The sequence below is a fragment of the Microbispora sp. H13382 genome (assembly GCF_014161445.1).
GTDB lineage: Bacteria > Actinomycetota > Actinomycetes > Streptosporangiales > Streptosporangiaceae > Microbispora.
Window position 1 is genome coordinate 323895 of sequence record NZ_JABBXA010000001.1, and the last position, 19821, is coordinate 343715.

The 19821-nt window shown below is 70.9% G+C and carries 19 protein-coding genes, 1 tRNA gene and 1 pseudogene; 11 read left to right on the forward strand and 10 right to left on the reverse strand.

The window, feature by feature from the left end; genetic code table 11:
• Positions 1 to 117: 117 nt before the first annotated feature.
• On the forward strand, positions 118 to 1425 hold the full coding sequence (locus tag HHX41_RS01365) for a deoxyguanosinetriphosphate triphosphohydrolase (protein ID WP_169979052.1): 1308 nt from the start codon (positions 118 to 120) through the stop codon (positions 1423 to 1425).
• A gap of 15 nt (positions 1426 to 1440) precedes the next feature.
• On the opposite strand, the gene HHX41_RS01370 is transcribed toward HHX41_RS01365, so the two are convergent.
• Positions 1441 to 2298 carry a M23 family metallopeptidase gene (locus HHX41_RS01370; protein ID WP_169979777.1) on the reverse strand — a complete coding sequence of 286 codons (858 nt, stop codon included), beginning with the start codon at positions 2296 to 2298 and terminating at the stop codon, positions 1441 to 1443.
• A 146-nt stretch (positions 2299 to 2444) separates the two neighbouring features.
• Here HHX41_RS01370 and dnaG point away from each other — a divergent pair, with 146 nt between their 5' ends.
• From dnaG to HHX41_RS01390, 4 genes are all read left to right on the forward strand, one after another.
• Positions 2445 to 4364 (forward strand): DNA primase, encoded by a 1920-nt coding sequence (gene dnaG / locus HHX41_RS01375; RefSeq protein ID WP_182904488.1) that lies wholly within the window; start codon positions 2445 to 2447, stop codon positions 4362 to 4364.
• 146 nt (positions 4365 to 4510) lie between these two features.
• Positions 4511 to 5650: an RNA polymerase sigma factor RpoD gene (rpoD, locus tag HHX41_RS01380; protein ID WP_310741755.1), complete on the forward strand. Its 1140-nt coding sequence runs from the start codon at positions 4511 to 4513 to the stop codon at positions 5648 to 5650.
• A gap of 174 nt (positions 5651 to 5824) precedes the next feature.
• A complete protein-coding gene (locus HHX41_RS01385; RefSeq protein ID WP_169979046.1) occupies positions 5825 to 6553 on the forward strand; it encodes a glyoxalase in 729 nt (242 codons plus the stop codon).
• Between the two features lie 122 nt (positions 6554 to 6675).
• A complete protein-coding gene (locus tag HHX41_RS01390) occupies positions 6676 to 7179 on the forward strand; it encodes a hypothetical protein (protein ID WP_249349528.1) in 504 nt (167 codons plus the stop codon).
• A 192-nt stretch (positions 7180 to 7371) separates the two neighbouring features.
• On the opposite strand, the gene HHX41_RS01395 is transcribed toward HHX41_RS01390, so the two are convergent.
• The 5 genes from HHX41_RS01395 to HHX41_RS40090 form a co-directional block, all read right to left on the reverse strand.
• The gene (locus HHX41_RS01395) at positions 7372 to 8262 is read right to left on the reverse strand and encodes a sulfite exporter TauE/SafE family protein (RefSeq protein ID WP_169979044.1); all 891 of its coding nucleotides are present in this window, start codon (positions 8260 to 8262) and stop codon (positions 7372 to 7374) included.
• A gap of 17 nt (positions 8263 to 8279) precedes the next feature.
• Positions 8280 to 8867, reverse strand: a complete 588-nt coding sequence (locus tag HHX41_RS01400; protein WP_244313006.1) for a rhodanese-like domain-containing protein — start codon at positions 8865 to 8867, stop codon at positions 8280 to 8282.
• A 35-nt stretch (positions 8868 to 8902) separates the two neighbouring features.
• A complete protein-coding gene (locus tag HHX41_RS01405; protein WP_182904489.1) occupies positions 8903 to 10243 on the reverse strand; it encodes a rhodanese-like domain-containing protein in 1341 nt (446 codons plus the stop codon).
• Between the two features lie 433 nt (positions 10244 to 10676).
• The gene (locus tag HHX41_RS01410; protein ID WP_169944372.1) at positions 10677 to 10946 is read right to left on the reverse strand and encodes a metal-sensitive transcriptional regulator; all 270 of its coding nucleotides are present in this window, start codon (positions 10944 to 10946) and stop codon (positions 10677 to 10679) included.
• Between the two features lie 140 nt (positions 10947 to 11086).
• On the reverse strand, positions 11087 to 11386 hold the full coding sequence (locus HHX41_RS40090) for a YtxH domain-containing protein (RefSeq protein WP_249349527.1): 300 nt from the start codon (positions 11384 to 11386) through the stop codon (positions 11087 to 11089).
• Positions 11387 to 11656: 270 nt separating this feature from the next.
• On the opposite strand from HHX41_RS40090, the gene HHX41_RS01420 reads away from it, so the two are divergent.
• Positions 11657 to 11729, forward strand: a tRNA-Asn gene (locus HHX41_RS01420).
• Positions 11730 to 11967: 238 nt separating this feature from the next.
• Here the strand turns inward: HHX41_RS01420 and HHX41_RS01425 are convergent.
• Entirely contained in the window at positions 11968 to 12318 is a 351-nt protein-coding gene (locus HHX41_RS01425) for an MmcQ/YjbR family DNA-binding protein (protein WP_169979040.1), read from the reverse strand.
• A 207-nt stretch (positions 12319 to 12525) separates the two neighbouring features.
• Here HHX41_RS01425 and HHX41_RS01430 point away from each other — a divergent pair, with 207 nt between their 5' ends.
• Positions 12526 to 12687 (forward strand): hypothetical protein, encoded by a 162-nt coding sequence (locus HHX41_RS01430; RefSeq protein WP_259400550.1) that lies wholly within the window; start codon positions 12526 to 12528, stop codon positions 12685 to 12687.
• Positions 12688 to 12697: 10 nt separating this feature from the next.
• Here HHX41_RS01430 and HHX41_RS01435 read toward each other — a convergent pair whose 3' ends face one another.
• A complete protein-coding gene (locus tag HHX41_RS01435; protein ID WP_169979038.1) occupies positions 12698 to 13312 on the reverse strand; it encodes a dihydrofolate reductase family protein in 615 nt (204 codons plus the stop codon).
• Positions 13313 to 13845: 533 nt separating this feature from the next.
• Here HHX41_RS01435 and HHX41_RS01440 point away from each other — a divergent pair.
• Both HHX41_RS01440 and HHX41_RS01445 read left to right on the forward strand, forming a co-directional pair.
• Positions 13846 to 14004 (forward strand): annotated as a pseudogene (locus HHX41_RS01440) (M48 family metallopeptidase); the annotation flags it as partial.
• A 304-nt stretch (positions 14005 to 14308) separates the two neighbouring features.
• Entirely contained in the window at positions 14309 to 14848 is a 540-nt protein-coding gene (locus HHX41_RS01445; RefSeq protein ID WP_310741709.1) for a DUF1062 domain-containing protein, read from the forward strand.
• A gap of 150 nt (positions 14849 to 14998) precedes the next feature.
• Here HHX41_RS01445 and HHX41_RS01450 read toward each other — a convergent pair whose 3' ends face one another.
• Positions 14999 to 16258: a hypothetical protein gene (locus HHX41_RS01450; protein WP_182904492.1), complete on the reverse strand. Its 1260-nt coding sequence runs from the start codon at positions 16256 to 16258 to the stop codon at positions 14999 to 15001.
• A 376-nt stretch (positions 16259 to 16634) separates the two neighbouring features.
• Between HHX41_RS01450 and HHX41_RS01455 the strand changes: the two genes are divergently transcribed.
• Together HHX41_RS01455 and HHX41_RS01460 are read left to right on the forward strand one after the other, a co-directional pair.
• Positions 16635 to 17789 carry a nitric oxide synthase oxygenase gene (locus tag HHX41_RS01455; protein WP_310741710.1) on the forward strand — a complete coding sequence of 385 codons (1155 nt, stop codon included), beginning with the start codon at positions 16635 to 16637 and terminating at the stop codon, positions 17787 to 17789.
• A 41-nt stretch (positions 17790 to 17830) separates the two neighbouring features.
• Positions 17831 to 18601: an enoyl-CoA hydratase-related protein gene (locus HHX41_RS01460; RefSeq protein WP_259400597.1), complete on the forward strand. Its 771-nt coding sequence runs from the start codon at positions 17831 to 17833 to the stop codon at positions 18599 to 18601.
• A 3-nt stretch (positions 18602 to 18604) separates the two neighbouring features.
• Here HHX41_RS01460 and galK read toward each other — a convergent pair whose 3' ends face one another.
• Complete coding sequence (galK, locus tag HHX41_RS01465) at positions 18605 to 19726, reverse strand: galactokinase (protein ID WP_182904495.1); 1122 nt, start codon at positions 19724 to 19726, stop codon at positions 18605 to 18607.
• Positions 19727 to 19821: the final 95 nt, after the last annotated feature.

The following is a 19821-nucleotide window of genomic DNA, read 5'->3' on the forward strand; positions in this document are numbered from 1 at the left end:
CTTACCCGGCAAGAGGGCAATCTCCCATCGGACTACCGGATCTGTCGTGAAACCCGACCTTCGCGGGTACGCTCCATTCCCCGCCGCCACGGGGCTTGCCACAGGGAAGGAGGACGCATGGCCCGCTATGACGAGCACGACCAGGCGCGGTGGGTGCCGGAGCCGCCGGGCAACCCCGAGCGGAGCGCGTTCGAGCGGGACCGGGCACGCGTGCTCCACAGCGCCTCGCTGCGCAGGCTCGCCGCCAAGACGCAGGTGGTGGCCCCCGCCGACTGCACCGGCCTGCACAGCCCCCGTACGCGGCTGACCCACTCGCTGGAATGCGCGCAGATCGGCCGGGAGATGGGCAAGGTCCTCGGCTGCGACCCCGACCTGGTGGAGACCGCCTGCCTCGCCCACGACCTCGGCCACCCCCCGTTCGGCCACAACGGGGAGGCCGCCCTCGACGAACTGGCGGCGCCGTGCGGCGGGTTCCAGGGCAACGCGCAGAACCTGCGCCTGCTGACCCGGCTGGAGGCCAAGGTCATCACCGAGGACGGCCGCAGCGCCGGGCTCAACCTCACCCGGGCGACGCTCGACTCGGTGTGCAAGTATCCCTGGGCCGGGTCGTCCTGCCGCGTTCCCGGCGTCCCGCTTGCCGGGGAGGGCCAGCCGTACTGCGTCTACCCCGACGACCTGGCGGTCTTCCGGTGGGTGCGGGAGGGCGCGCCCGACTACGCGGTCGGCTTCGAGGCGCAGGTCATGGACTGGGCCGACGACGTGGCGTACTCGGTGCACGACCTGGAGGACGCGCTGACGTGCGGCCACGTCACGATGGCGGCGCTGCGCGACCCGGAGGAGCGGCTGGATGTGTGCCGCCTGACGAGGCAGTGGTACGCGCCCGACGCCGGCCTGGAGGAGCTGGCGGAGACCTTCACGCGGCTGATCACCGAGCCGCTGTGGCCCGCCGCCTTCGACGCCGGGCTCGCCGACCTCGCCGCGCTCAAGCGGCTCACCAGCGCGCTCATCGGCCGGCTGTGCCGCTCCGCGCAGGACGCCACGCGCGAGGCGTACGGCTGCCGCCCGGCGCCCGCCGGCCGGAGCGCCCCGGGACGGTACGACGCGGACCTGGTGGTGCCGAGGACCACCCGGCTGGAGTGCGCGCTGCTCAAGGGCGTGACGGCTCACTACGTGATGTCGAGGGAGGACCACCACGCCGTCCAGGCCCGGCAGCGGGAGATCATCGCCGAGCTGGGCGACCTCATCCTCCGGGGCGCCCCGGCGACCCTGGAGCCCGCCCTGCGGCCGCAGTTCGAGCAGGCCGCCGACGACGCGGGACGGCTGCGCGCGGTGGTCGACCAGATCGCCTCGCTCACCGACGCCTCCGCCATGGGCTGGCACCGGCGCCTGTCCGCGGCCACGCGCCGCCGCCTCAAGGCCGGCTGACCGCGCCCGCGCGTCTCAGAGCGGGATGACCACCGTGTCGTTGTCGTTGTCGTTCTTCTTCTTGGGCGGCTTGGTCTCGTCCGGGGTGGGCGTCGTGGGCTGCTTCGACGAGTTGGACGAGTTGGACGAGCCGGAGCACAGTTGCGTGCAGGGCGGGGTGGGGCCCAGCCGCTTGCGCAGCGTCAGCATCGCCTTGCGCGGGGAGACCGTCCGGTTGCCGTCGTCCCAGGCGTCCAGGTACGGCCACGGCGGCACCACGCCCCGGCGGACCCACCAGTACTGCGGCTCGACCGGCCAGGAGATGGCGAAGTAGAGGTTGCTCGCGGTGTCGCGGGCGTTGCCCGTGTTGCCCACGCGGCCGAGCAGTTGCCCGGCCTTGACCTTGGTGCCCGGTGTGACGTCCTCCTCGACGGAGTCGAGGTGGCCTCCGAGGTACAGCACGCCGTCCTCGCCCTTGACCGTGACGAACCGGCCCTCCCGGTCGGTGCCGCGGTCGGTGGAGGGCGTCCAGAGGTTCCTGACGTTGACCTCCTGGACCACTCCGTCGACCGGCGACACGAACGCGCAGCCCTTCTTCGCCCAGATGGTGGTCTTGGGCAGCACGAGCAGCTTGCGGGAGTACGACACCTTGCAGCCCTTGATGGGGAAGGCGTACGTGTAGGGGGACATCTTCGGCGGCGGGACCCGCACCGGCTCGTCCCCGGGCGGGGGCACGACGTGACCGGGCTGGGAGTCGTCGGTGGCGGCCGTGATGCCGTTTCCGGGCGGCGGCGTGGGCGGCAGTGTGCTCACTCCCGCGACCCCGGCGGGCGCGCCGCAGGACGCCGCGACGAACGCGGCGCCGGCGAGGGCGGCCAGTCTCCCCGATCGCATGATCTCCACCTGGTCGACGTTATCGAACCTTTCCTTTGTAACGGACCAAGCCGTACATCACGACCTGTTCCGGAAAGTCGTGACATGTCCTCGATGTCGGCGGCGGGGCGTCCGGGCTGTCGGGGGCAGGCTCTAGACTCGCCAGCGTGGCAGGGCGAAGCGGTCGGATCAGTGACGAGGACATCGCGCTCGTGCGGGAGCGCTCGCCGATCGCCGACGTCGTCGGCGAGCACATCCAGCTCCGCAACGCGGGCGGGGGCAACCTGAAGGGGCTGTGCCCGTTCCACGACGAGAAGTCGCCCTCCTTCAACGTCACCCCGGCCCGGGGCTACTACTACTGCTTCGGCTGCGCCGAGGGCGGCGACGTCATCACGTTCGTCCGCAAGATCGAGAACCTGACGTTCACCGAGGCGGTCGAGCGGCTCGCCCAGCGCGCCGGCATCCAGCTCCGCTACGAGCAGGGCGGCTACGTGCCGGGGCGCGAGCAGGGCGAGCGGCTGCGGCTGATCGAGGCGCACCGCGCCGCCGCCGAGTTCTACGCCGAGCGGCTGTCCGGCCCCGAGGCGGCGCCCGGGCGGCGCTTCCTGTCCGAGCGCGGCTTCGAGCGGGCCGACGCCGAGCACTTCGGGGTCGGCTACGCGCCCAACGAGTGGGAGGCGCTGTCGCGGCACCTGATGGCCCGCGGGTTCACCTCCCAGGAACTGATCAAGGGCGGCCTGGCCCGCGAGGGCAGGCGCGGCCCCGTCGACCGGTTCCGCGGCCGGCTCGTCTGGCCGATCCGCGACATCACCGGAGACGTCATCGGGTTCGGCGCGCGCAAGCTGCTCGACTCCGACGACGGCCCCAAGTACCTGAACACCCCCGAGAGCCCGATCTACCACAAGAGCTCGGTGCTGTACGGCGTGGACCTCGCCAAGCGGGAGATCGCCAAGCGGTCCCAGGCCGTCATCGTGGAGGGCTACACCGACGTCATGGCCTGCCATCTGGCCGGCGTGCCGACCGCGGTGGCCACCTGCGGCACCTCCTTCGGCGAAGACCACATCAAGGTCCTGCGCCGGCTGCTGCTCGACCAGGCCGAGTTCCGGGGCGAGGTGATCTTCACCTTCGACGGCGACTCGGCGGGGCAGAAGGCCGCCCTGCGCGCGTTCCAGGACGAGCAGAAGTTCGTCACGCAGACCTTCGTCGCCGTGCAGCCCGACGGCCTCGACCCCTGCGATCTGCGGGTCAAGCAGGGCGACGCCGCCGTGCGCGACCTGATCGCCAGCCGCGAGCCGCTGTTCGCCTTCGCGATCCGCAGCACCCTGTCCCGCTACGACCTCAACACCAACGAGGGCCGCCTGGCCGCGCTCGACGCCGCCGCGCCCGTCGTGGCCTCGATCAAGGACCCGGGGCTGCGCAAGACCTACGTGGTGGACCTCGACCGCTGGATCGGCTTCATGGACGAGGGCTTCGTCATCCAGCGCGTCCAGCAGGTCGTGGGGCGGACGCAGGACGGCGCGCACGCTCCCGGGCGCAGGCAGGCCGGCCGTACGGCGGCGCCGGAACGGCCCGCGCCCGTGCGGCAGGAGCCCCTGGACCCCGCCGTCCGTCTGGAGGCGGAGGCGCTCAAGCTCGCCGTGCAGCGGCCCGCGCTGCTCGGGCCGGAGTTCGACGCGCTCGGCGCGGCGACGTTCACCCTGCCCGAGCACGTCGCCCTGTACGAGGTCGTCACGGCGGCGGGGGGCACCGTCGCCGGAGGACCGGGTGGGCGCGAGTGGGTCGACCGGCTGCTGGAGCAGGCCGACGCCGCGGCGCCGGGTGCGACCGGCCTCGACCTGAGGTCGCTCGTCACCCGGTTCGCGGTCGAGGCCGTGCGCGCCGACGTCAACGTCGAGGAGCGGTACGGCGCGGCCGTCCTGGCGAAGATTCAGGAGGTCGCGGTGGGCCGGGCGGTCGCCCAGGTGAAGTCGCGGCTGCAGCGGCTCAACCCGGTCGAGGAGCAGCAGGAGTACAACCGGCTGTTCGGCGAACTCGTGGCGCTGGAACAGCAGCGACGGGTGTTGCGAGAACGCGCGAGTGGGGCCTGAATAAACGTCCCTTTCCAGTTCTCACAGCAGTCAAACATATATTTTGATCTCGATTCGGTATTGACTTCCGCCTTACCTTGGGTGACAAAAATAGGCCTGCCATTTAGTGGTGCCTTTCCTGCACACTGTGTTGCGTGGGTGCATCGGTGCTGCCAAGCAGGCCGCCATCGGTAGACCAGGTGGCGGACCTCGTCGCGAAGGGAAGGGAACGCGGGAGCGTCACGGTTGAAGACGTGGCCGCCGCGCTCGACCGATCCGAGTTGCCCGCCGACGCGCTGGAGCGCGTCGTGCGGATGCTCGCCGAGAACGGAGTTGAGGTCCTCGAGCCGCAAGGCGACGAGGAACCCGGCAAGCCGGACGAGGAGGATATCGGCAAACGCGCTCCGACCAGCGACCTGGTCAGGATCTACCTCCGGGAGATCGGCAGGGTTCCGCTGCTCACCGCCGAAGAGGAGGTGGAGCTGGCCAAGGCCATCGAAGCGGGCCTGTTCGCGGAGGACAAGCTCTGCGAGAGCCCCGCCGCCAGGTTCGCCCAGCCGGAGCTGGAGGACCTGGTCTGGGAGGGCGTCCGCGCCAAGCAGCGGCTCATCGAGGCCAATCTCAGGCTCGTGGTCTCCATCGCCAAGCGCTATGTGGGCCGCGGAATGCTGTTCCTGGATCTCATTCAGGAGGGCAATCTCGGTCTCATCCGTGCGGTCGAGAAATTCGACTACACCAAGGGATACAAGTTCTCGACCTACGCCACGTGGTGGATTCGCCAGGCGATCACCCGGGCGATCGCCGACCAGGCGAGAACGATCCGGATTCCCGTGCACATGGTCGAGACGATCAATAAATTGGTCCGGGTGCAGCGGCAGCTCCACCAGGATCTCGGCAGGGAGCCCGCGCCCGAGGAGATCGCCGCCGAGATGGACCTGCCCATCGACCGCGTGGTGGAGATCCAGCGCATCGCGCAGGAGCCGGTCTCGCTCCAGGCGCCGATCGGCGAGGAGGACTCCGACCTCGGCGACTTCATCGAGGACGCCGACGCGGTGGTGCCGATGGAGGCCGCGGCCTTCATCATGCTGCAGGACCAGCTCGACGACATCCTGGCCACGCTGTCGGAGCGCGAGCAGCGGATCATCCAGCTCCGGTTCGGCCTCTCCGACGGCCACCCCCGCACATTGGAGGAGGTCGGCCGGGAGTTCGGCGTGACGCGTGAGCGCATCCGCCAGATCGAGTCCAAGACGCTGGCCAAGCTGCGCCACCCCACCCGGGCCCAGACGCTACGGGACTACCTGGACTGACGCTCCCCGATCGGCGCGGACGAGCGCCTCCCGGCTCACGGGAGGCGCTCGTCCGCGTCCTGGGCCGACGGCGCGACGCGGGGTCCATGGAGCGACGCGGGGTCATGGAGCGATCCATGTGCGAGCCGCGCCGAGGGGTGCCACCATCGCCGGGCGATCGGAAAGGTGGATGACATGAGTGAGCCCGCGGTCCGGCCGAACGAGACGACGGTGCCGTTGATGCCGTGCGCGTCGCCGGAGGAGACCCTGGCGTTCTACGAGGCGCTGGGGTTCGAGGCGACCTACAAACAAAGCAGGCCCTATGTCTATCTGGCGCTGCGGTGGAGCGGATTCGATCTGCACTTCGGCCCGGCGCCCAAGGGCCTGGACCCGGCCCGGGAGGAGTCCGGAGGCTGCCTGGTCATGGTCGACGCCGTGGCGCCGTACCACGCGGAGTTCGTCGCGGCGATGCGCCGGGTCTACGGGAAGGTGCTGAGCTCCGGCCTGCCGCGGATCACCCGCTACCGGCCCGGCGCGTCCCGGTTCACGCTGATGGATCCGTCCGGGAACTCGATCATATTCATCCAGCGCGACGAGCCGGCCGAGGTGGAGTACGGCGGCTCGAAGAAGCTGACGGGCCTGGCCAGGGCGCTCGACAACGCCCGGATACTGCGCGAGTTCAAGAACGACGACCTGCAGGCCTTCCGTGCGCTCAAGTCCGCGGTGCGCAGGCACGGCGCGGACGCCTCGCCGGTCGAGCGGGCCATCGCCCTGTGTCACCTCGTCGACCTGGCCACGGTCCTCGGTGAGCCTGCCGATCCCTGGCTCACCGATCTGCGTGGTCTGGAGCTCACCGCCGACGACAGGCGGCGAATCGAGTCGGAACTCGGGCATCTCGCCGGACTTCAGGACTGGCTCCCCTGAGCGCGACGCGGCTCCCCGCCCGGGTTCCGCGGCTCCCGCGCTCGGAGCCCGTACGACAGGAGGGACGGGGCCGCCGGATAGCCTCGGGGGTGTTAACGGTCGTCGTACGCTGGCGGTGCCTCTTGACTCCTCCCAAGCCCTCGCTGTCCCGCCTGTTCGGCTCCCGGCTCCCCCGTGAGGTCCGTACGGCTCTCGCGCTGGAGAGCGGCGAGCACCCGATCAGCCACGCGCGTACGCCGGAGGGCGGCCACGTCGTCGCCACCACCCGGGCGCTGCACCTGCCGGACGGGCCGCGCCTGCCGTGGCACCTCATGGACAAGGCCGTGTGGGACGAGGAGGGAGTGACGGTCACGATGACGGACGGATCCGTCCACCGGACCCTCCTGCCCGAGCCGGGCAGGCTGCCGGAGACGATCCGCGAGCGGGTGACCTCGACGATCGTCGCGAGCCGCCATGTGACCATCGACGGCCGCGGGGGAGTGCGCCTCGTCGCCCGCCGGATCCCGGGCTACGACACCCCGCGCTGGGAGTTCATCTTCGACCCCGGCCTCGACGCGAAGGACCCGGGCCTGCGTGCGCACGCCGAGCAGGCGCTCGAAGAGGTACGGCGCAGCCTCGGCGTGTGAAGCCGGCGAGCCCGGGCAGGGGACTCGGCGGGGACGTCCGGCTCTGCTCCGGTGGCCTGGACGGGACACCGGAGCAGAGCGGAGCCGGCGACGACCGGAAGAGGATCTTTACGCCGCGCTGTCCTCGATCGCCCCCGTCCGGGCCGGACGGCCGCGCACGGAGCCTGCCGCGTCGCCGAGCAGGGGCGTGCGTCACGTGCGATTGAGTTCCCCGACGCGCAGGGCGCCGCCGTCCAGCCGGCGGCCCTGGCACAGGAACAGATAGACGACCCCCGCCGCGACGGCCGCGGCGCCGGCCAGCAGCGCGGTGACGCCCCACACGGTGTGGAACAGCTCGGGCGGCGCCTGCTGGAGCAGCACGAATCCGCCCATGACGAGGACGAACCAGCCGAAGCCCCTGCGCAGGCGGTCGGCGTGGACGCGCCCGGCCAGCCAGCCCCCGGCGAGACCGCCGGCGACCGCCATCGCCGTGACGGGCAGGGCGATCGACCAGTCGACGGGGACGGTCTGCAGGTAGCCGGCCAGCCCGGCGAACGACTTCATCGCGATGACCACCAGGGAGGTGGCGACGGCTGTGCTCATCGGCATGCCGCCGAGCAGCACCAGCGCGGGGACGACGAGGAAGCCTCCGCCGGCCCCGACCAGGCCGGTGACCAGGCCGACGACGACGCCTTCGACGAGGACGTGGAGGATCGGCAGATCCTTGTGGGCCCCCGCGGCCTGGGACGTCCCGCGGCGGCAGATCATGGCGACGGCGGTGGCCGCCATCATCAGCGCGAACCCCGCCAGCAGCGCCGCCGTGGGCAGGCGCGGCCCGATGAGGCCGCCGCCGTACGCTCCGGCCATCCCGGCCAGGCCGAAGACCAGCCCGGTCCGCCACCGGATGCGGCCGGCGCGGGCGTGGCCGACGGCGCTGACCACGCTGGTCACGCCGACGACGAACAGGGACATGGCGATCGCGGACTTGGCCGGGACACCCGCGACGTAGACGAGCAGAGGAACGGTCAGGATCGATCCGCCGCCGCCGAACAGGCCCAGGGTCAGGCCGACGACGACGGCGCCGGCCAGAGTGAGAGCGGTCATGTCGTCGTCTCGATCCGTCAGGCCGCGCTGCGGCCGGGGCGGCGGATACAGGCGAGAGCGGCGTCCACGTCGGCGCCCGCGCCGCGGTTGTACGGCAGGCGGGAGAGCAGCATGCCCATGGCGCAGGTGTCGGTCAGCCCGGCGAAGACCAGGCCCGCGCCGACGAAGGCGCCGGCGAAGCGCGCCCCCGGCAGCCACAGGTCGGCCACGATCGAGGCGAGCACGATGCCGCCCGCGACCACGCGGACCTGGCGTTCCAGGCTCCACCGCTGTCTGCCGCGCACCACGGGGGCGCCGGAGGCGATCCAGGCGTTCATCCCGCCGGTGAGCACGACCGTGTCGGGCAGTCCCGCCTCGCAGAGCTTCTTGTGCGCCTGGGTGGCCCGGCCGCCGGACTGGCAGATGAGCAGCATCCGCCCGCCGGCGTCGGCGACGATCCGCCGCAGGTGGGCGTCGACCTGGTCGAGCGGCAGGTTGATCGCGCCGCCGATGTGCGCGGTCTCGAACTCGGCGGGGGTCCGCACGTCCACGACCAGCACGTCGGGGTTGGCGGCGATCAGCGCACGGGCGGTCGCGGTGTCGATGTTCGGGGATTCGGTGTTCACGGCTTCCTTCTCGTTCTCGTATGTGGGGTCTGGGGTCAGGCAGCGCGGCGGGTCCGCAGCGTGGCGACCACGTCGGGCACGCCGGCGCCGTCGAGCACGACCGGCGTGTATCCCGCAGCCGCGAGCAGCGTGGCGGCGATGGCCGCGCGCCGGCCCGATCCGCAGGCCACGAGCACCGGGCGCTCGCGGTCCAGCTCGGCGGGGACGCCCTCGGTCACCAGGTCGGGGAGGAAGCGCTCGACGGCTCCCTCCAGGCGCACGGCCTGGCGTTCGTTCGGCATGCGCACGTCCAGCACCTGGGCGCCGGGCTGGGCCGTCCGTGCCGTGAAGGCCGCCAGGTCCAGCCGTTCGAACGTCGCGGTCGCGGCCGGGCCGAGGTCGCGCACGACGCCGCGCACGGTGTCGATGCCGATCTGCGCCAGCTGGGTCACCGCCTCGCCCGCGTCCTGGCCGGGCTCGGCCACGAGCACGATCGGCGACCGGTACGGCAGCAGCCACCCGGCCCAGCTGCCGAAGTCCGCCCCCAGCTCGATGCCGACAGAGCCGGGCAGGAAGCCGTCCGCCTGCCTCTCGCGCGGGCGGATGTCGACCACGCGCGCGTCCTGGGGCAGGTCGGCGACGGCCAGTTCGGGCACGCCGACGGAGGGCATCGGCGGCACGCCGAGCGTGTTGGCGGGGCCCATGTGCCGGTAGAAGGCCGGGATCGGCATGGGTGCGGCGAGCAGTTCGTCGGCCAGTTGTTCGGCGTCCTCGATGGCGAGCAGCGGGTTGGACCTCATCTCCTCGCCGATCGTCGAGGTGTAGCGGCCGGCCCCGCTCGCGCTGCAGAACGACCCCTCGCCGTGCGTCGGGAACAGCCCGACCTCGGGCGGCAGCGCCGCCAGCCGGCGCAGGGAGCCGTGCTGCAGCCGGGCCAGGGTCCGGGCCCGGGCCATGCCGAGCAGGTCGGGCCGGCCCGCCGAGGCCACCAGGAGGCTGCCGCCGGAGAACACCGCGACCGGCTCACCCTCGATGAGCACCAGGTAGCTGGTGTGCTCGGGGGTGTGCCCCGGGGTGTGGACCGGTCGCAGGGACAGGCCGTCCCCTCCCTCGATGTCCTCCAGGTGGAACGCCGGGGTGTGAGGGTAGGCGGGCGCGGCGGCGGCGGGCAGGACCAGCTCGGCTCCGGTGCGCAGAGCCGCCTGCTCGCCGCCCGACACGTAGTCGTTGTGCAGGTGGGTCTCCAGCACGAAGCGCAGCTCCACGTCGCGCTCGGCCGCCGCCCGCAGGAACCTGTCGATGTCGCGCTGCGGGTCGACGAGCACTCCCTTGCCTTCGTGGGTCAGCAGGTAGGTCTGGTCACCGAGACCCGGAGTGCGGAAGGACACGATCTCCATAAGGGAACACCTCATTTCTATATACCCCGGGGGGTATGTGACGGGCCTGAAAAACCGTTGACCGCGCCTGCTGTCGAGTACACCGGCGCGAAGATGGCCGCCTGAGATACCCGGGGGGGTATCCGGCGGATGTGCGAAGGCCGGCCTTCCTCCGGGGGAGTCCACGGCGAAGGCCTGCCTGTGCGCGTGGCAGGGCTTTGTCGGTTGGGGCAGAGGACCTAGGTCGTGTCTGACAAATTCATGGCCTGCTGTGCGTGGCCCAGGCGGCGCCTCGCTGCGTTCTCGCCCCACCCGCGAAAATTCCTCGCAAGCTCGGAATTTCCGCGGGGCCCGGGGAGAATCCGCCCATAGCTCCGCTATGGGCTCCTCCTCGGCCTTGCGATGCATCCACCTGGATCCCCGCTCGCGACGGGCAGCATTTGCCAGACACTCCCTAGGCGAGGGCCAGGAACAGCTTCTCCAGCTCGGCCACGCTCATCGGAGCCTCCTCGCCCCGCTCCTGTGCGGCGTGACAGTGCCGCAGACCGCTGGCGACGAGCTTGAATCCGGCCCGGTCGATCGCCTTCGAGACCGCGGCCAGCTGGGTCAGCACCTTGGTGCAGTCCTCGCCCGCCTCGATCATCGCGATCACTCCGGCGAGCTGGCCGTGCGCCCGGCGCAAACGCGTCACCGCGTCGCCGACCATTGCCTCGTTCATCTGCATGTCTCATTTATACCCCCGGGGGTACCTGGGGGCAAATGGGCTTCACCCGTGGCCCCCGGCACCGTGCCGGGGGCCCGCCGCCTGCTCTCCGGGGACGTGGGCTGCTCCGGCGGTCGAGGGCGTAATCGGCCGGGGGCGGCTCAGGGGATCTGGTCGGCGCCGCCCGGCCAGCCGGTGGCCGTGCCGACCCGGTCGGTCCTGTCGGACTCCCAGGACTCCGTCTTCCTGAGGAACGGCACCTTGTCGCCCGCGAGGTCCTTGGCCTTGCCCGCCACCTTCGAGGCCTGGGCGCCGACCAGCCCCGCCGCCTCCTGCACCGTGGGGCTGTCCGCGAGCCGCTGCGCGAAGCGCTTGATCTGCTCGTAGCGCTCACGCCCGGCCCGCGTGCCGAGGACGTAGCCGACGGCCAGCCCGGTGGCGAACATCGCCTTGTATCGCATCTTCCACCTCCGCGCTCGTGTTCCCCGCCCCCCTACCCCGAGGGCATGTCTCTATCCAACAGCAGCCGCTCCGGCCCCGCCCGGGCGGCTCCCGAGGCCCTCCGGGCGCTCTTTGCCGTACGCCGATCAAGACCCGACGACTCGCGGACGGAATCGATGTGACAGACACCCCCCGGAGTGCGCTAATCTAGTTCCGCGCCGCAAGGAAAGCCGAAAGGCCGGAACGAGCGGAGCAGGCAGTAACAGCAGTAACAGCAGTACAGAGCACGATCCCGTGTAGCTCAATCGGCAGAGCAGCCGGCTGTTAACCGGCAGGTTATAGGTTCGAGTCCTATCGCGGGAGCTCATCACTCCGAAGGCCGGTGATCCCAGATCACCGGCCTCGGTCGCTTTCCAGGCCCGCACGGTACGGCCACGGTCTGACCCCGGTATGACCACAGTGCGGCCGGTGCCCCCGGAACACCGGGGGCAGGGCTCATCGGAACGTCACCCGCTCGCTCGGAATCTCGCGGCGCCGTTCCCCGGGATCACCCGGGTCGGCGCCCGCCGTACGGACCGGCGGAGACCTCGCGGGCAGGGAGTTACGGCAGCAGCTCGGGCTCGTGCGCCTCGACCAGGTCCTTCGGCGCGGTCAGCAGCCACGCCTCGGTGACGAGTTCGAAGAGCTCGTCCTCTTCGATCTTGTCGAGCTTCACCACGACCCAGCCGAAGCGTCCCGCGGTGAACTGCACCTCGAAGACGTCGGGACGCTCGGACACCAGCGCGATCTGCTCCTCGATCGGCTGTTTGAGCCCGACGGTCCGGGTCTTCTCCCACAGATATCCGAAGCCCTTGCCGTCCACCTTCAGCGAGACCCACTCGCCGCCGTAGCCCTGCTCGACTTCGGGCAACCTGGTCAGCAAGGCCAGGAACTCATCCACGCTCACGCCCATGCTCACCTTCTACCAGCCGCCTCCGACATTCGCGCCGCCGGTTCTCCCGCAGCCCCCCGTGAGAAGTTCGTTACGCGTCACGGGTGATGGGTGAGCAAGAGAACGACATCGTTGCCGGCCGTCCAACAGTCTCCGGATGGCGTCGTTGCCGCGAAGAACCTTCTCCGTGGGGCGCACGCCCGTCGGCTCGCCGACACGAAGGTCATCGTGAACGCCTGCTGCCCGGGCTACATGGCGACCGACTTCACCGGTTTCAACGCGCCACGGACGCCCGAGCAGGGCGCCGCGACCGCGATCCGGCTCGCCACCCTGCCGGACGACGGACCGTGCGGCGGCTTCTTCGACGACGAGGGCGTCGTCCCCTGGTGACCCCCGGAGGCTATTTCCCTTCGGGCACCTGGTCCTTGACCTCGTCGTAGCCGACCTTGGCAGGTGCCGCGGTCGGCGAGTAGATGACGCGGATCACGCCCGTCGCAAACGCCTCCGTCGCAGTCACCTTCAGGTGGTACGGCGCGTCGCCGTCGTCGAAGAGCCTGCGGCCCTTACGCGCCGCCACCGGATGCACCAGTAGGCGCAGCTCGTCGACCAGGCCTGCAGCGAGCAGTTGCTGCACGACGGAGATCGACCCGGGGATGAGGATGCCTCTGATGCCGGCATCGGCCTTGAGCGAGGCGGCGGCGTCGAGGAGATCGCCCTTGATCAGCTCAGAGTTGCGCCAGGAGAACTCCAGCGGCTGGCGCGAGACGACCACCTTGCGCATGTCCCCGAGTTGCTTGGCGAACGGCGCGTCGTCCCCGCCCGCGGCCTCGCGACCGGGCCAGGCGCCGGCGAAGCTGTCATAGGTCTCGCGGCCGATGAGCAGCACGTCAGCGGTGTCGTAGTCCTCGCCGACGGCGCGGCCCATGTTCTCGTCGAAGTATGGGAAGTGCCAATCGGGGTCGATCTCGGCCACGCCGTCGGCCGAGATGAACAGCGTGGAGATGATCTTCGCCATCGTGACGATCCCTTCAAGTCAGGTGGCGTCGGTAGGCAGACCGGCGCAGCCTCCCAAACTTATCGGCAGACCACAGATCCGTGCCGACGGAGCGGTTCAGGTCCGGGTCCACACGTTCCGGCTGATTACCGATCACCAGTCCTTTGTGCCGTGGAGCGAAGTCAGGCAGCCGCCCGCCTGCCGCGCATCGACTACACCGAGCTCCGCAGCGAGCTCGACGCCGCGATCGATCGGAACACTCTGCTTGGGGGCGTCGGGGACGCGCGGTGAGCGACCGGCGACCGCGAGGCCGGCTATCCCGGTCTCCCGGAAAGAAGTCCCCTGGACCTCTTGTCACCGACCGCTATTACTACAAGCCACGGAATCGCGGCCGTCAAGCGCTTTTGCACTATGGGAGGTTAGATCACCTCGGCGGAAAGTCGGTCGACGTAGGTTCCGCCTCGGTGGGAGGAAGGGAACGGCCTATGCCGCCTGGTATCACTTGCCTAACGGTGTGAACCCGACGTGCTGCGCGCCGCCGTTCAGCGCTCACCGACTACGTGCTCGTGCACGAGCTGGCTCATCTGTTCCGGCATGACCACAGCGCGGAGTTCTGGCGGCTCGTGGAGCGGGTGCTGCCCGGCTACGAGGACTGCCGAGAGCGCCTGCGCCGACTCGGCCCCGACCTGTGGCTGCCTGAGGAAGAACGCTGACGAGGCGGAGCACGGCCGTGGGATGAACCCAGGCGACAGGGACCACCGCCGCGGAAAACCGCTTGAGCCCTTCTTTCGCGCTCCCGTAGGGTGCCTGCGGCCCCCGTCGCCGTGAGGACAGAGGACAAAAGCGCGTGACCCCGCCTGCTCTTTAACCTGACACCTTCTTCCGCTCACCTTCAAGCCGACCGTCCCGTCGGCTCCGCCGGGCTGCCCGTGTGCGCCCGGTCATGCAGCGTCTGAGGCCGCGCGCGATCGGCCTCGTGTCAGGTCTAGAGAGATCATGTCTTCACAACCTCATACTGTGCTGCCCTGGGTCGTCCGCCGGACCAGGCTGCCTCTGCTGTCGTCGCGGTGCCCGGACTGCCGGTCGGAGTCGGCCACCACGGGCGAGGGCAGGTTCCGGGTCAACGCCAACGGCAAGCTGCTGGACGTGTGGCTGCTGGTCCGCTGCGTGTCCTGCGGCCGGACGAGCAAGCTCACCGTGCACGAGCGGGCGCCGGTCAGATCCGTCGATCCGGCTGAGCTCGACGGCTACCACACCAACGATCCGGAGTTGGTGGCGTCCACGCTGCTGGATCCGCTGTTCGCCCGGCGCAACCGCTTCGCTCTGGACTGGGAGGGGGCCTGGCGGCTGGACACCCCGTCGGCATGGCTCGACGAGGCGTGGCCGGTCCAGGTGGAGGTCGTCTTCGAGGACCCTGTGCCGGTGCGCCCGGAGCGGCTCATCGCCCAGGGGCTCGGCCTCAGCAGGAACGAGGTGCTCCGCCGGATCAAGTGCGACATTCCGCTGCGCCGTACGACGAGCACCGGGTTCACCTTCACCGTCATGGCCGGGGACTGACGGGAGAGTAGCCGCAACGCGATCCCCGCAGGCATCCGTGCCGAACACGCCTCGCCCCAGGGGCGGCTCCGGCCGTCCGGAGTCGCCCCTGGCGAGCCACGCACGGTGTGCAGGCCGTCCTGGCCGGCCGGCGCATGCCGCCGCCCATTGTCACTTTCGCTTTCGCCGACTCGCTCGCGGACTGTCCGGCGGCACCAAGGCGAGTGACGCGACCCACTCGCGGACTCTGTGTCCGCCGAGCAGAAGAGCCCCGGTGCTCGACAAGGTTCCGAGCAGCCCGGCGACGAGGGGATGTCGTGTGGTTCCCGGCATCACCAGAACCATGAAGGACACCGCTCCGAACAGCCATCCGAAGAATCGCACGAACCTTATGGAGATATGTCCCCCACGCCATGTCCGATACAGCAGGACCGAGAAGGGAAGGCCGAGAAAGATCAGCAGGGTAGTGGTCTTCTCGCTCGACAGATCGAAGCCGTCTGTCCCGGCGGACAGAAGCACCAGGGCGAGCGCGCAGAGCACCAGCGCGACGGGAACCTGCCACGGGCGAGTGTGCCGCGTGGCGGGAAGTCCGGGTATGGCGAGTCCGGCCCGCTGATAAACCGGCCGGATGGCAAGGGGGAAAGCCGTTCTGACCCACGCGGAAGGCTCGATCAACCTGTGGACGCGGACTTCTGGATCGGCCGCCCCCAGGGCGGTCGCGTGTGGCGTCCAGTCGCCGTCGAACCAGACGACGGCGCGGATGTGGACATGGTCAGGCCCCTTGACGACGACGTTCTCGAAGTCAGGAGCCCGAGGCAGGCCTTTGGGGAAAAGGTCGTGCATCTCGGCTCTGAATGATTCGTACTGGTCAGCGTCACGGGCGACGACGAGCACCAGCCGCTCGGGCCGGTTGAAGGCCACGATTCGCTCCGTCTCCCATCGCAGGCCGCGTCCGGGCCCACAGGCCAGGATGACGAGGCGGGCGCGATCCAGAGCCGCGAGCACCTGCGCCTGCCACTCGTGGTCCGCGGCGTAGTAACGTCCGGCACCGGCCTGCGGGAGCGCGTCGCCGGGCTTGCCAAGGGCGATCATCTGGCCGAACAGCGCGGTCGCCTGTGCCAGTTGCTGTTCCTCGGTGTCGGTCGTCGCCGCCCAGGGGCCGTGCGGATGGCCCCGGGGAACATTGGCGAAGCCCTCGTCGTCGGCGAACGCGCGCAGGAACAGCACGATCTCCTGGTCGTGCGGGAGCGCGTCGACGGGTCGCAGTGTCTTGGCCCGGTGCCGGTGGCTTTGACGTATCGCCCAGCGACCGCCTCCCAGCAGCGCGGTCATGAGCGCGAACTCGGCGGCCGTCGCCGGCCAGCCCTGCGGGGCCGTCCCACGGCGCACGGCCGAGTAGGCCGCGGCGCCGCTGATCGTGCCCGCGGTCACAGCCGCCCATCCCAAGGCGTACAGCGCCCATCCCCAGGCTGGTCGTTGCCGGAGCCGTGCAGGTGGTCGCGGTCGCCGCGCCTGGGCCGGTGAAGGTTCTGGTTCTTCGGTCACCACGTTCCTCTCATCCCGGTGAAACGAGGCCGTACGTATAGGGAACGGGGAAAGCGGTGGCCGGGGCCAGATGAACGGGGCCGAAAGGCCGGACCGAGACAGCGCGTGTGTGGATTTGGCGGACAAATCCTGGGACTTCGCGGAAAATGTGGAGCGCTGCGGCCGTACCGGTCGCGGCTGCCGCGGACCACGGACGGCGCAGTGGGGTGAGGGCCACTGCGGGAGGGTGTCGCCGCCGGCCCGGAACCGGCGCGGGGCGCCCGTGAGCGCGAAGTGTGTGGCGGTCGTGCTGACTTGGCGTAAAACGAGGAAGACCCCCGCGCCCGTACGGGAACGCGGGGAGGAGGTCGACAGACGGGAGGCGGAGGACTTCATCCGGCTCCACCACGCGGAGAACCCGGTGGCGGGCCCGGTGGAGCAGCGGCTCCGGGAGGTCTTCGCGGAGATCGAGCAGACGGGGACGTACACGCACACCACGGGCGAGCTGACCTTCGGCGCGCGGGTGGCGTGGCGCAACAGCAACAGATGCATCGGGCGCCTCTACTGGCGGTCGCTGCAGGTCCGTGACCGGCGGCACGTGGACACCGCGGACGGCGTGGCCGAGGAGTGCGTCGAGCATCTCAGGGCGGCCACCGGGAAGGGCAGGATCCGCCCCACCATCACGGTGTGCGCCCCCGACCGGCCGGGGGAGCGGGCGCCGCGGATCCTCAACGACCAGCTCATCCGGTACGCCGGGTACGTCCGCGAGGACGGCTCGGTCCTCGGCGATCCGGCCAACGCGCGGATCACCACGCGGGCCCTGCGCATGGGCTGGCGGGGGGACGGGACGAGGTTCGACGTCCTGCCGCTGGTCGTGGAGGCCAAGGGCGCCCTGGTCCTGCGGGAGGTGCCGCGCGACGCGGTCCTGGAGGTGCCGCTCCGGCACCCGGCCTTCCCGTGGTTCGCCGATCTGGGACTCAGGTGGCACGCCGTGCCGGCGATCGCGAACATGTCGCTGGAGATCGGCGGCGTCTCCTACCCGTGCGCGCCGTTCAACGGCTGGTACATGGGCACCGAGATCGGCGCGCGTAACCTGGCCGACCGGGACCGCTACGACCAGCTCCCGGTGGTCGCCGAGCAGCTCGGCCTCGACACCTCCCACGACCGGACGCTCTGGCGCGACCAGGCCCTGGTGGAGCTCAACGTCGCCGTGCTGCACTCCTTCGCGGAGGACGGTGTGACGATCACCGACCACCACACGGAGGCGCGGCGGTTCATGACCCATCTGGAACGGGAGGAGCGCAGCGGGCGCGTCTGCCCCGCGGACTGGTCCTGGATCGTGCCGCCCCTGTCCGGCGCCGCGACGCCGGTCTTCCACCGCTACTACGACGACGTACGGCTCACGCCGGCCTACGTCCACCGCCCTCCGCTGGTGTAGAACCGTGTAGAACTATGTTCGGGCGAAGGAGGGGTGTGGCGATGGTGGTGCTGTCCGAGGACGACGGCGGTGTGCGGATCCTGACGTTCAACCGGCCCGAACGGCTGAACGCCTGGACCGCCGAGATGGGACGGCGCTACTTCGACCTGCTGGAGGAGGCCGACCGCGACCCGTCCGTACGGGCGGTCGTGGTGACCGGCGCGGGGAAGGGTTTCTGCGCCGGGGCCGACTTCGCCGACCTGACGGCCCTGCAGGCGGGAACCTACGCCGACGAGCAGGACCCCCGGCCCAACACCTTCCCCACCACCCTGCGGACGCCCGTCGTCGCCGCGGTCAACGGCGCGTGCGCCGGGCTGGGGATGGTCCACGCGCTCGTGTGCGACGTGGTCCTGACCGCCGACGACGCCAAGTGGACGACCGCGTTCTCGCGGCGAGGCCTCGTCGCCGAGTACGGCCTCGGCTGGATCCTGCCCCGGCTGGCCGGCCAGGCGCGGGCGATGGACCTGCTGCTGTCCGGCCGGGTCTTCACCGGCGCGCAGGCGTGCGCCATGGGCCTCGCCGTACGCGCCGTGCCGGGGGAGCGGCTGCTCGCCGAGGCCGTCGCGTACGCGAAGGATCTGGCCACCCAGTGCTCGCCCGCGTCGATGGCCGTGATCAAGCGGCAGATCTGGGGCGGCTGGCAGGCGGGGCTCGACGAGGCCAGGGACGAGGCCGTACGGCTGATGATGGAGTCGTTCCGGCGGCCGGACTTCGCCGAGGGAGTGGCGAGCTTCCTCGAACGCCGGCCGTCGGACTTCCCGCCTCTGACGTAGGGCTCAGCGCAGACGGCGGGCGCCGGCCGCCGGAGTGGCCGGCAGGAACGTCGGCGCGGCCCAGCCGCGCTCGGCGTAGGCCTGCTCCACGGTGGTGCGGACCCGGTCCACCCGGTCGTCGGCGACGAGCGCGATGGCCGAGCCGCCGAAGCCGCCGCCGGTCATCCGCGCCCCGCGCGCGCCGCCCTTGACCGCGGCCTCGACGGCCACGTCCAGCTCCGGGCAGGAGACCTGGTACTGGTCCCGGAGGGACAGGTGCGAGGCGTTCAGCAGGGCGCCGATCTCCTGTACGGCTTTGGCCCGCAGCAGCCCGATGACGGCCTCCACCCGATGGTTCTCGGTGACGACGTGCTGGGTGCGGGCCCGCTCGTCGCCGCTCAGCCTCGACAGGGCCGCGGCGAGGTCGGTGACGTCCCGCAGCGACGGGACGCCGAGGCGCTTGGCCGCGTTCTCGCAGTCCTGGCGCCGCCTGGCGTACTGCCCGTCGGCCAGCTCGTGGTGCACGCCGGTGTTGACGATGAGGATCTGCAATCCGTACGCCGACAGGTCGAACGGGACGGCGCGACTGGCCAGCGAGCGGCAGTCGAGGAACAGGGCGTGCCCCTCTCGGCTCAGCGCCGAGGCCGCCTGGTCCATGATCCCGCAGGGCATGCCGACGAACTCGTTCTCGGCCTTCTGGCACAGCCTGGCCAGCTCCATCGGCTCCAGGCCGAGGCCGTACAGGTCGTTCAGGGCGAGCCCGACCGAGACCTCCAGCGCGGCGCTGGAGGACAGCCCGGCGCCCTTGGGCACGTCGCCGTCGACCGCGATGTCGGCGCCGCGCACCGGGAGTCCGGCGCCGCGCATCACCGCGACGACCCCGGTGGGGTAGCGGGCCCAGCCCGCGGCCCGGTCGAGGTCCTCCAGCACCTGCTCCTCGCCGGGCGCCTGGAGGGAGGCGATCCGCACCGTGAGGTCGTCGCGGGGGCTGACCGCGGCCGTCACGCCCCACGGCACCGCGAACGGCAGGACGAAGCCGTCGTTGTAGTCGGTGTGCTCGCCGATCAGGTTGACCCTGCCGGGCGCGTGCCAGACCCCGGCGGGTTCGCCGCCGTACGCCTGCCGGAAAGCATCAACAACGCGCATAGTCGCACACTCCTCAACATCGCAGCCTCCCCGTAGGGTAGCGGCCCCGCGACGCGGACGTGCCGGGGCCCGGCCCGGGTAGCCCGGGCCGGGCC

Bases quoted from the DNA above. Each gene is read 5' to 3' on its own strand.
- HHX41_RS01365 (WP_169979052.1), top strand. From the start codon at position 118: ATGGCCCGCTATGACGAGCACGACCAGGCGCGGTGGGTGCCGGAGCCG.
- HHX41_RS01370 (WP_169979777.1), bottom strand. From the start codon at position 2,298: ATGCGATCGGGGAGACTGGCCGCCCTCGCCGGCGCCGCGTTCGTCGCG.
- HHX41_RS01385 (WP_169979046.1), top strand. From the start codon at position 5,825: ATGAGTGAGCCCGCGGTCCGGCCGAACGAGACGACGGTGCCGTTGATG.
- HHX41_RS01395 (WP_169979044.1), bottom strand. From the start codon at position 8,262: ATGACCGCTCTCACTCTGGCCGGCGCCGTCGTCGTCGGCCTGACCCTG.
- HHX41_RS01405 (WP_182904489.1), bottom strand. From the start codon at position 10,243: ATGGAGATCGTGTCCTTCCGCACTCCGGGTCTCGGTGACCAGACCTAC.
- HHX41_RS01410 (WP_169944372.1), bottom strand. From the start codon at position 10,946: ATGCAGATGAACGAGGCAATGGTCGGCGACGCGGTGACGCGTTTGCGC.
- HHX41_RS40090 (WP_249349527.1), bottom strand. From the start codon at position 11,386: ATGCGATACAAGGCGATGTTCGCCACCGGGCTGGCCGTCGGCTACGTC.
- HHX41_RS01425 (WP_169979040.1), bottom strand. From the start codon at position 12,318: ATGGGCGTGAGCGTGGATGAGTTCCTGGCCTTGCTGACCAGGTTGCCC.
- HHX41_RS01435 (WP_169979038.1), bottom strand. From the start codon at position 13,312: ATGGCGAAGATCATCTCCACGCTGTTCATCTCGGCCGACGGCGTGGCC.
- HHX41_RS01460 (WP_259400597.1), top strand. From the start codon at position 17,831: ATGGTGGTGCTGTCCGAGGACGACGGCGGTGTGCGGATCCTGACGTTC.
- galK (WP_182904495.1), bottom strand. From the start codon at position 19,726: ATGCGCGTTGTTGATGCTTTCCGGCAGGCGTACGGCGGCGAACCCGCC.